The organism is Corynebacterium sp. ACRPZ, assembly GCF_022346205.1.
GTDB classification, from domain to species: domain Bacteria; phylum Actinomycetota; class Actinomycetes; order Mycobacteriales; family Mycobacteriaceae; genus Corynebacterium; species Corynebacterium lehmanniae.
Genome location: NZ_JAKRMR010000012.1, coordinates 53,245 through 63,120, shown reverse-complemented (window position 1 = coordinate 63,120; position 9,876 = coordinate 53,245). Strand labels below are relative to the sequence as shown.

11 protein-coding genes are annotated in these 9,876 nt (G+C 67.9%); 6 read left to right on the top strand and 5 right to left on the bottom strand.

The features are described from left to right. Positions 1-5: 5 nt before the first annotated feature. Genes MHX64_RS09180 through MHX64_RS09170 form a run of 3 tightly spaced genes read left to right on the top strand, consistent with a single transcriptional unit; the run spans position 6 to position 2,772 of the window. Positions 6-830 (top strand): WcbI family polysaccharide biosynthesis putative acetyltransferase, encoded by an 825-nt coding sequence (locus MHX64_RS09180; protein ID WP_181888953.1) that lies wholly within the window; start codon positions 6-8, stop codon positions 828-830. Beyond that, positions 827-1,690: a glycosyltransferase family 1 protein gene (locus MHX64_RS09175; protein WP_239356621.1), complete on the top strand. Its 864-nt coding sequence runs from the start codon at positions 827-829 to the stop codon at positions 1,688-1,690. The genes MHX64_RS09180 and MHX64_RS09175 overlap by 4 nt, the downstream gene beginning before the upstream one ends. Further along, positions 1,687-2,772, top strand: a complete 1,086-nt coding sequence (locus MHX64_RS09170) for a glycosyltransferase (protein ID WP_239406330.1) — start codon at positions 1,687-1,689, stop codon at positions 2,770-2,772. The genes MHX64_RS09175 and MHX64_RS09170 overlap by 4 nt, the downstream gene beginning before the upstream one ends. A 6-nt stretch (positions 2,773-2,778) precedes the next feature. Here the strand turns inward: MHX64_RS09170 and MHX64_RS09165 are convergent, their stop codons facing one another. Together MHX64_RS09165 and MHX64_RS09160 are read right to left on the bottom strand one after the other, a co-directional pair. Next, positions 2,779-3,246 (bottom strand): ribose-5-phosphate isomerase, encoded by a 468-nt coding sequence (locus tag MHX64_RS09165; RefSeq protein ID WP_181888956.1) that lies wholly within the window; start codon positions 3,244-3,246, stop codon positions 2,779-2,781. Between the two features lie 5 nt (positions 3,247-3,251). Continuing rightward, the gene (locus MHX64_RS09160; protein WP_239356624.1) at positions 3,252-3,869 is read right to left on the bottom strand and encodes a DsbA family protein; all 618 of its coding nucleotides are present in this window, start codon (positions 3,867-3,869) and stop codon (positions 3,252-3,254) included. Positions 3,870-3,902: 33 nt separating this feature from the next. On the opposite strand from MHX64_RS09160, the gene pepN reads away from it, so the two are divergent. Beyond that, on the top strand, positions 3,903-6,296 hold the full coding sequence (gene pepN / locus MHX64_RS09155; protein WP_239356625.1) for an aminopeptidase N: 2,394 nt from the start codon (positions 3,903-3,905) through the stop codon (positions 6,294-6,296). On the opposite strand, the gene MHX64_RS09150 is transcribed toward pepN, so the two are convergent. Next, positions 6,283-7,425: a cystathionine gamma-synthase gene (locus tag MHX64_RS09150; protein WP_239356626.1), complete on the bottom strand. Its 1,143-nt coding sequence runs from the start codon at positions 7,423-7,425 to the stop codon at positions 6,283-6,285. The two genes, pepN and MHX64_RS09150, sit on opposite strands and share 14 nt — an antisense overlap. Before the next feature lie 65 nt (positions 7,426-7,490). Between MHX64_RS09150 and MHX64_RS09145 the strand changes: the two genes are divergently transcribed. Then, on the top strand, positions 7,491-8,447 hold the full coding sequence (locus MHX64_RS09145) for a mechanosensitive ion channel family protein (RefSeq protein WP_239356627.1): 957 nt from the start codon (positions 7,491-7,493) through the stop codon (positions 8,445-8,447). Continuing rightward, entirely contained in the window at positions 8,431-8,844 is a 414-nt protein-coding gene (locus MHX64_RS09140) for a globin (protein ID WP_181888961.1), read from the top strand. Before MHX64_RS09145 ends, MHX64_RS09140 begins: the two co-directional genes overlap by 17 nt. On the opposite strand, the gene MHX64_RS09135 is transcribed toward MHX64_RS09140, so the two are convergent. Together MHX64_RS09135 and MHX64_RS09130 are read right to left on the bottom strand one after the other, a co-directional pair. Further along, positions 8,841-9,467: a hypothetical protein gene (locus MHX64_RS09135; protein ID WP_239356628.1), complete on the bottom strand. Its 627-nt coding sequence runs from the start codon at positions 9,465-9,467 to the stop codon at positions 8,841-8,843. The genes MHX64_RS09140 and MHX64_RS09135 overlap by 4 nt on opposite strands. Beyond that, complete coding sequence (locus MHX64_RS09130; protein WP_239356629.1) at positions 9,468-9,872, bottom strand: acyl-CoA thioesterase; 405 nt, start codon at positions 9,870-9,872, stop codon at positions 9,468-9,470. Between the last annotated feature and the right edge of the window lie 4 nt (positions 9,873-9,876).

Below are 9,876 nucleotides of genomic sequence, written 5' to 3'. Positions count from 1 at the left end.
TTGGCATGCTGCTTGTTGTCGTCGGTAACTGCCAAGCGGAGTCCACCCGAAAGCTTTTGATGTCCACCGGGCACTTCACCGGCGAGCGCATCGCCCCTGTCCACGAGCTTGAAGCGGCGGACATGGGGTGGTTTTTGGACCTCGTGGCCCGCGCCGACGTGCTGGTGACCCAGCCGATCCGCGACAACTACCGCGGCCTGCCCGTGGGCACCCGGCAACTTCGTACGTCGGCGCGGCGCGTGGTCGTGCCGGTGCTGCGTTTCGACGGGCTCATGCCCCACCAGGCCATCATCCGCGACCCGGATGACCCGTCGTTGAACCCGCCGGTGGTGCCGTACCACGACCTGCGCACCTTGGCCGTGGCCGCGGGGTATGCCCCGGCCGCGCCGCCTCCGCCGGATGCGTTGCGCCGCGCAGCCGCGATGTCCGTCGAGCAGATGCGGGTGCGCGAGCGCGCCCACGGCGCGGTTGTCGTCTCGGACTACCTGGAGACAAACCCGGTGTGGCACACCGTCAACCACCCCGACAACGCCACCCTTGCGTTCATGGCATCGCGGGTGCTGGAGGAGCTGGGGCTTTCCGACGCCCCGACCGCCCCCGACTACGAAATGCTCGGCGGGCTGGACGCACCCATCGACGCCGCGGCCGCCGACGCCCTCGGCGTGTCAGTTTCGGGCCGCGATGAGTGGCGCGAGCGCGGCGCCGGGGCCATCGACGCCGACGAGATCCGCGCCGCGCAACTGGAGTTCTACCGTGAGCGCCCGGCGCTGGTCGCCCACGGGTTGCAGCGCCACGCGGAGCGCTTGGCGAATCTAGGGTTGGTGCAATGAAACATCTCATCGTCGGCCCCGCGGGCCATGGGGTGACCGAGTACGCCCTCGGGCTCGCCCGCGCCACGGGCGCCGAGGTCATACGGGAGGAGACGTTCGGCGATACCCCGCTCGCCGGCCCCGTCCACGTCACCTTCACCGACCACCTTTTCGGCGACACGGCCGAGCGCCTTTTGGCGCGCATCGACGGCCCGCTGTCCGTGAGCCTGCACGACATCCCCCAGCCCGAGGAAGGCGCCGAGCGCTACGCCCGCCGCGCACGCGTCTACCGCGAGCTGGTCGAAAGGGCGGACGCCGCGGTGGTCAACTCCGACCACGAGGCGTCCTTCTTCGACGCCGCAACAACCGTGATCCGCCTGCCCATCCCGGTCATCGACTCCCCTTTCAACCCCGAGCCGGGCAGCGTCGGCGTGCTGGGGTTCCTCTACCCCGGCAAGGGCCACGAGGACCTCATCGCAGCACTGCCGGACCGCCGCCTGCGCTTCCTCGGCGCGGTCTCACACGGCCACGAAACATGGGCCGAAAACCTCGACGCCGAGATCACGGGCTGGCTTTCCGACGCCCAACTCGCCGCCGAGATGGGCCGCATCGCCGTACCGGTGTGCCCGCACCGCCACTTTTCCGCCTCCGGCTCGCTGATGGCCTGGCTGGGCGCGGGCCGCACCGTGCTGGTGCGCGACTCCGCCTACGCCCGCGAGATCGACGCGTGGCTGCCCGGGCGCGTGACGTTGGTGGCTGACGGCGGGTGGCGGGAGGCCGTCGATAAGCATGTGCCCAAGCAGATGGACCCGCCGCGCTACGGCTGGGCCGAAGTCGCCGAATTGTGGGAGGAAACATGGCGTTTAGCTGGCCTTTTGTGAGCTTGGTCATCCCGCACTACAACGACGCGGAAGCGCTCGAGCGGGTCGTCGCGGCGGTGCGCGCGCAGGACTACGCGGGCGAGGTGGAGATCATCGTCGCCGACGACGGCTCCGCCGAACCGCCCGCGGTCGACGGCGTGCGCGTGGTGCGGCAGGAGGACAAGGGCTTCCGCGCGGCCGCGGCGCGCAACCTCGGCGCGGATGCGGCGCGCGGCGAGGTGCTGGCGTTTCTCGACGCCGACACCGTGCCCGAGCCCGGCTACCTCTCCGCGGTCGTGCCGCACGTCGTGGGGGACGCGCGGGCGGTAGTCGTCGGCGCGCGCCGCACCGGCGCCGAGGACAAAGAGCCGCAATGGCTTATCGACGCCTGGTCCGCCACCGCCAACCTCCGCAACGCCGACCACAGCTCATGGCGCTACATCATCTCGGCGGTGCTGACGTGCTCGCGCGAGTTCTTCGACGAGGTCGGCGGCTTCGACGGCACGCTCGTCGGCTACGGCGGCGAGGACTGGGAGTTCGGCTTCCGCGCCTGGAACGCCGGTGCGAGCTTCGTGCACGAGCCGGCGGCCGTCGCGCACCACGCGGAGGAGGACTTCGGGCAGCGTTACGACGACCCCGCTACCGCCACCGCCGTCAAGAACGCCGAATCGCTCGCCCTGGCCCGGCGCGTGACGCACCCGCTGGCGCGGCCGGACGGGGTCATCTTCGACACCTTCGACATGCAGGTGGAGGTCCCGGAGCTCGACGGCGAGGGGGTGCGCGACTTCGTCATCGCGGAGTGGCTGAAGGTCGGCGCGTACGTGCGCGTCGCGGAGGTGCCGGCGCTGTTCGCGCACGACCCGCGGGTGGGCACGGCGGAAATCGACGCGCGGGTGAGCATCGCCGTCGGCGCGGGCTGGGCGCCGCAGGATATGGCCGCGCTTTTGGCCGTGGAGTACGTCCTCTCCCCCGACGGCACCGTGGTGCGCACCAAGCGCGCCGCAGCACTCGAGATGGAGTCGGTCACCGCGAACCCCGAAGACATCGGGCTGACCCCGGTGGCCGGCCCGCTGCAGCTGGAGCGCTACTTCGCGGGCTGGTGACGCGGCCTACGGCAGCTCGGGCGCGACGCCGGTGCGCTCGTACTCGGCGAGGATGTCGATGCGGCGCTGGTGGCGTTCCTCTTCGCTCCACGGCTGGGACACGAAGGCGTCGACAATTGCGAGTGCCTCTTCCTCGGTGTGCATGCGGCCGCCGATGCCGATGAGCTGTGCGTTGTTGTGCTCGCGGGCGAGCTTCGCGGTCTCTTCCGACCACGCCAGGGCGCAGCGCGCGCCCTTGACCTTGTTCGCGGCGATCTGCTCGCCGTTGCCGGAGCCGCCGAGCACGATGCCCAGCGCACCCGGGTCCGCCACCACGGCCTCAGCGGCGGCGATGCAGAACGCCGGGTAGTCGTCCAAGGCGTCGTACTCGTGGGCGCCGCAGTCGGTCACCTCGTGGCCCTGGGCCTCAAGGTGGGCCTTGATCTGGTTCTTGCGCTCGAATCCGGCGTGGTCTGCTCCAAGGTAAATACGCATGGCGTTTAGCGTACCTGGGGCATCTCCGTGCGGGTGCGCTTGAGTTCGAAGAAGTACGGGAACTCGGCCAGGCCGACGGCGTGGTCGAACAGCTTGCCCGCCTCTTCGCCTTCCGGCACGCGGGTGATCACGGGGCCGAAGAACGCGGTGCCGTTCAACGCAACCACCGGGGTGCCCACGTCGTCGCCGACGGCGTCCATGGCGGTGGCGTGGAATCCGCGCAGCAGGTCGTCGCAGTCGGACGTGTTGGCCACCTCAGCGAAATTTTCCGGCAGGCCCACCTCCGCCAGCGCCTTCGCGATGATCTCGTCGTAGGCGCCGTCGCCCTTCTTGCCGCCTTCGCCGCCGGCGTGGATCATGGTGCCCATCGTGGTGTACAGCTCGTCGACCTTCTCGGACTGCTCCTCCTTGACCTTCGCGAACACGCGCGCCGGACCCCAGTTCGCCTCCATCATGGCGGCGTAGTCCTCGGGGATGTCGCGGCCGTCGTTAAGCACTGCGAGCGACATGGGCACCCACTCGACCTCGATGTCGCGGACCTTCTCCACCTCTTTGATCCAGCGGGAGGTCTGCCATGCGAACGGGCAGGATACGTCAAACCAAAATTTCACTTGTTCCGTCATGGCGCCCACGATAGCGCGTGTAGGTTGGGGCAGATGAAGACAAATTTGACTCGCAAGGACGCGCGGGAGCGCGCTGAACTGATTTCCAACGTCCGCTACGACATCGCCGTGGACATCACGGACGCGGACGAGTTCACCACGGTGAGCACCGTCCATTTCGATTCGAAGGCGGGCACCACCCACTTCGACCTGGTGGCGGCAGGCTTCGAGGCCACCCTCGACGGCGATGAGACGGGCCGGGAGCTTTCGCTTAGCGACGGTGCCCACACGCTGACCGTCACCTCCCACGACGCCTACAACCGCACCGGCGAGGGCCTGCACAAGTTCACCGACCCTGTGGACGGCAAGGACTACCTGTACACCCAGTTCGAGCCGGCGATGGCGATGAAGGTGTTCGCCGGCTTCGACCAGCCGGACCTGAAGGCCACCTACAAGGTCAGCGTGAAGGCGCCGGAGCGCTACACGGTGATCCTCAACGAAGCGGTTGAACGCGCCGACAACGGCGACGGCACCTCCACCTGGACCACGGTGATCGACTACCCGCTGTCGACCTACCTCATCGCGATCTGCGCCGGCGAGTTCGAGCGCATCTCCGACACCTACGACGCCGGCGACGGCAGGACCATCGAGCTCGGCCTGTACGCCCGCGCGTCCCTGATCCCGCACATGGATGCGGAGCGCCTGTTCCGCCAGACCAAGGACGGCTTCGACTTCTACCACGCCAACTTCGGCCGCACCTACCCGTTCGGCGACAAATACGACCAGGTGTTCTGCCCGGAGTACAACATGGGCGCGATGGAGCACGTCGGGTGTGTGACGTACCGCGACGAGTACATCTTCACCTCCGAGCCCACCCCGTACCGCCTGGAGCGCCGCAACGACACCATCCTGCACGAGATGGCGCACATGTGGTTCGGCGATTTGGTCACGATGCAGTGGTGGGACGATTTGTGGCTCAACGAGTCCTTCGCCACCTGGTCCGCGGCCACCGCGCAGACGGCGATCGGCGAGTACGCGGATGCGTGGACCACGTTCGCGTCCGTGGAGAAGGCGTGGGCGTACCAGCAGGACCAGCTGCCGTCCACGCACCCGATCGCCGCGGACGCCCCGGACATTGAGACCGCGGAGCAGAACTTCGACGGCATCACCTACGCCAAGGGCGCGTCGGTGCTGAAGCAGCTGCAGGCGTACGTGGGCTACGAGGAGTTCTTCGCCGGCGTGCGCAAGCACTTCGACAACCACGCCTACTCCAACGCCACCTTCGCGGACCTGCTCGGCGCGCTCGAGGAGGCGTCGGGCCGCGACCTTTCGGGCTGGGCCGAAAAGTGGCTGCGCACCACGGGCCCGTCGACGCTGCGCCCGGAGATCGGCGAGCGCTTCGCGGTGCTGCAGGAGGATCCGCGCCCGCACCGTGTGCGCGTGGGGCTCTACAAGCTTGTCGACGGCTCCGTTACCCGCGTCAAGCAGATCGAGACCGACATCGACGGCGAACGCACCGAGATCCCCGAGCTCGCCGGCATCGAGCACGACCTGGCGATCGTCAACGACGACGATCTGACCTACGCCAAGATGCGCCTGACCCCGGAGCACCAAAAGTTCGCGTTGGAGCACATCGGCGAGATCGAGGATTCCCTGGCGCGCACCCTGATCTGGTCGTCGCTGTGGGAGTCGGTGCGCGACGGCGAGCTGGCCGCCCGCGAGTTTGTGAAGCTGGTCGCCGCCCACGCCGCCGCCGAAACCCACCCGAGCGTGCAGGAGCGCCTGCTGGCACAGGCCACGCAGGCGGTGCGCCAGTACGTCGACCCCGCCTGGGAGGGCGAGGGCATGGACCTGCTCAACGCCGCCTTCCGCGGCGCGGAACCGGCCGCCATCTTCGACCGCGCACTGGCCCGCCTGACGCCGACCGAGGAGACGATCGCCTACTTCAAGGAGCTGCTCCAGCATTCCGACAACCAGGAGGTGCGCTGGCTGGCCATCACGAACCTCATCGCCGCCGGCGCCCTGCCGCTGGAGGCGGCGGAGAAGGAGCAGGACAACACGTCGGAGGGCGCGATTTCGCGTCTGCGGGCGAGAGCTGTCGTCGATAAGCGATGGGCTTGGCAGAAGCTTGTGGAAGACGACCTGACCAACCTCGAAGCCCGCTACCTCATGGACGGGCTGACGTTCACCTACGACGGGCTCGAGGGGCTGACCGACGAGTACTTCCGCGCCGCGCCCGCGCTGTGGGAGCGGCTGACCAACGAGATGGCGCAGCGCACCCTCGAGGGCATGTACCCGCGCTGGGACGTCACCGCCGGCGCGGTTGAGAAGGCGAACGCCCTACTCAACGGCGACGCGCCGGCCGGGCTGAAGCGCGTCATCGCCGAGGGGCAGGACCGCATCGCGCGAGCGGTGCGCAACCGCGAGGTCGACGCTACAGCTTCGTAAGCGCCTGCTCGAGGTCGGCGATGAGGTCGGCCTCCTCCTCGATGCCCACCGAGATGCGCACGAGCTCGCCCGGCACCTCGAGCGCGGAACCGGCGACGGACACGTGCGTCATGGTGGCGGGGTGCTCGAGCAGGCTCTCCACGCCGCCTAGGGACTCCGCCAGGCAGAACAGCTTGGTGGACTTGCAGAAGGTTTTGGCCTGCTCGGTGGTCTGGAACAGCACGGAGACCATACCGCCGAAGCGGGTCATCTGCTTGCTTGCGGTTTCGTGGCCCGGGTGGGTCTCCAGGCCCGGGTAGCACACGCGCGCGACCTGGGGCTGGGCATCCAAGAACTTTGCGACGGCTTCCGCATTGTCGCAGTGCTTGTCCATGCGCACGGAAAGCGTCTTCAGGCCGCGGCCGGTGAGGTACGTGTCGAACGGGGACGGGTTCGCGCCGACCCAGCCGAAGAAGAAGCGCAGCTGCTCGTGGAAGCCGGGCACGCGGGAATCGTCGCCGCAGACGATGCCGCCGACCACATCCGAGTGGCCGCCGATGTACTTCGTCGTGGAGTGCACCACCACGTCCGCGCCGAGTTCGAACGGCTTTTGCAGGTACGGCGAGGCGAAGGTGTTGTCCACTACCAGCGCGGCCTGCTTCTTCACGGCGGCGATGGCTTCGATGTCCACGATGTCCAGCATCGGGTTCGTCGGCGTTTCCACCCAGATGGCCTTGGTGTTGTCCTTGACGGCCGCGGCGACCTCTTCCGGGTTGGTCATGTCCACCACGGTGTTTTCCACGCCCCACTGCGTGAAAACCTGCTGGATCAGGCGGTAGGTGCCGCCGTAGGCGTCGTTGGACACGACGATGTGGTCGCCGGGTTTGAGCAGGATGCGCAGGATGACGTCGATAGCCGCCATGCCCGAGGAGTAGGCCACGGCGTACTCGGCGCTCTCCAGCGCCGCGACGGCCTTTTCCAGCGCGGTGACGGTGGGGTTGCCCACGCGGGTGTACTCGTAGCCGCCGCGCAGCTCCGCCAGCCCGTCCTGGGCGAACGTGGTGGACGCGTAGATCGGCGTGTTGATCGGCCCGTACAGGCTGTCGGGTTCGTAGCCGGCGTGAATGGCGTCGGTAGCAAATCCAGTCATGCCCACAGACAGTAGACCAAGCGGTTCATTCCGCGGGCATTTTTATGCACTAGACTCGTGACTCGATGAAAGCGCAAACAGATACTGCAGAAAAGGTCGACGAGGCCGTCGACGGCGTCACCAACTGGTGGAACGACCCAGCCACCCACGAACTCGTGGTGGAACGCCCCGTGAAGATCCTGCTGATCATCGTGGTCGCGCTGGTGCTGAGCTGGCTGGCGCGCAAGGTGATCAACCGCGCCACCCGTCACGGCATCGAGCGCACCCCGTTCATCGCCCCCACCGTGGAGGACACCCCGCAGTACCGGGCGCAGGAGGCCCGCCGCCAGCAGCGCATGAAGACGCTGGGCAACGTGGGCCGGTCCGTCGCCGCGATTGTGATTTGGACGTGGGCGGCGCTCGCCGTGCTGGACCAGCTTGGCGTGAACGTCGCGCCGTTGATCGCGTCCGCCGGTGTAGTCGGCGTGGCCATCGGTTTCGGCGCGCAGTCGCTGGTGAAGGATTTCTTCTCCGGCATGTTCATCCTCATTGAGAACCAGTTCGGCGTGGGCGACACCATCCAGGTCGGCGACATTGTCGGCGAGGTGGAGGAGATGTCGCTGCGCATCACTACGCTGCGCGACATCGACGGCGCCCTGTGGCACATCCGCAACGGCGATATCGAGCAGGTGGGCAACCACTCTGCGCGTTTCTCCACGGCGCGTCTGCAGATCCCGGTGTCGGTCATGGCCAACCCGGACAAGGTCTCGCGCGTCATCGAGGACACCGCCGTCGCGGCGTGCGAGGACCCGGAGATCCGCGATGTGGTCATGGGCACGCCGACGATGCTGGGTCCCAGCGAGTTCAACCCGACGTACGTGTCCTTCCGCCTTGCCGTGACCACGATGCCGGGCGAGCAGTGGGGCGTGGCCCGCCACCTGAACCACCGCATCCTGGCGGCGTTGCACGAGCAGGATGTGGTGCTCACCGCGATGGATTCTGTGCTTGTAGAGATGAAGGAGCAAAATGGAGATCGGTCCTAAGCAGGAGCAGACGCTTTACGACGCCGTCGGTGGCGACGCGTTCTTCCACCGCCTCGTCGAAGGCTTTTACACGCAGGTCAAGAAGGACGACCTCATCGGCCCGATGTACCCGGACCAGGATTGGGACGGCGCGCAGGACCGCCTGCGCTGGTTTTTGGTGCAGTACTGGGGCGGCCCGCGCACCTTCCAGGAAAAACGCGGCAACCCGATGCTGCGCAAGCGCCACTTGCCCTTCGCCATCGGCGAGGCGGAGGCGGACCGCTGGTTGGAGCTCATGGGCAATTCCATGGAGCAATTTACTGACGACGAGCTGCCGCCCGCCTACCGCGCCCAAATGTGGAACCACATGCAGCGCGTGGCCTACATGATGATCAACCAGGGCCCGCGCGCGTACTAAAACAGCAAATTCGGGCGGGTGCTGCGGTAGACGGAGCCGAACGGCGCGTCCAGGCGCACCCAGCTGCCGGAGGTGGCTACGCGCAGGTGGCGCGGGATCTCGGCGGGGGCCTCGAAGCCGGGGATGAGCCCGAGCGAGGTGCAGGCGAAGATCATCCGCATGGGGATCTCCACGGGGTTGTCGCTGTCGGCGTCGGCGGTGAGCACTACCCCGTCGAGAAGCGAGCGCGGCGGGCCGGCCGGACCGGAGAATTGGCGCGCCAGGTTGCGGCCCTCGTCCGCCAGGCGGCGCGCGACGCCGATGGGGACTTCCTCGCGGGCGACGAAGCCGCTGGCCGGCGGCAGGGCCCCGGGCCAGGCGGCGTCGCGGGCGGGGCCTACCTCGGCCTCCCCGGACTTCAGCGCGTCGAGCAAATCGCGAGCGCTGACGGTGGCGCCGGGGTGGGTGGTGGAGCCGGAGGTGCGTCGAGAAGCAATGGCGTCAAACGGCGTGGTGACGAAGATGTCGAGCTGGCCCTCGCCCACCTCCTGGATGCGTGCGCTCGCCTGGGCGTCTAGCGCGAGCGCACGCGAAAACAGCGCGGTGAGCCCGCGCGCGCCGCGCTCAATCCGAACCTCGACCACTTACGCCCCGGCCGTTTGTGAGAGGATGCCGATCTCCTTCTGCGTGATCTCGCGCGGCGAGGTCGTGGTGGTATCCACCGTGACCTGCACGCACTCGATCACGCAGCAGACCTTGCCCTGGGCATCCTTGATCTCCTGGCGGGTGGTGAACGACGTGTTGCCCACGTTGGACACCTGCGTCTCCACCGTCACCTCCGTGGTGTTGGGCAGGATCGGGCGGACGTAATCCACCTCGAGGCGGCGCACGAACACCACGAACTCGTGGCCCTGGGAGAAGAAGAACTCCTGCGCGAACGCCAGGCGCGCCTCCTGGGCGAGCTCGATGTAGGCGGAGTTGGTCACGTGCCCGTAGCGGTCGAAGTCGCTCCAGCGCACCGGGATGGTGTGGACGTGGATTTCAGCCATGGGG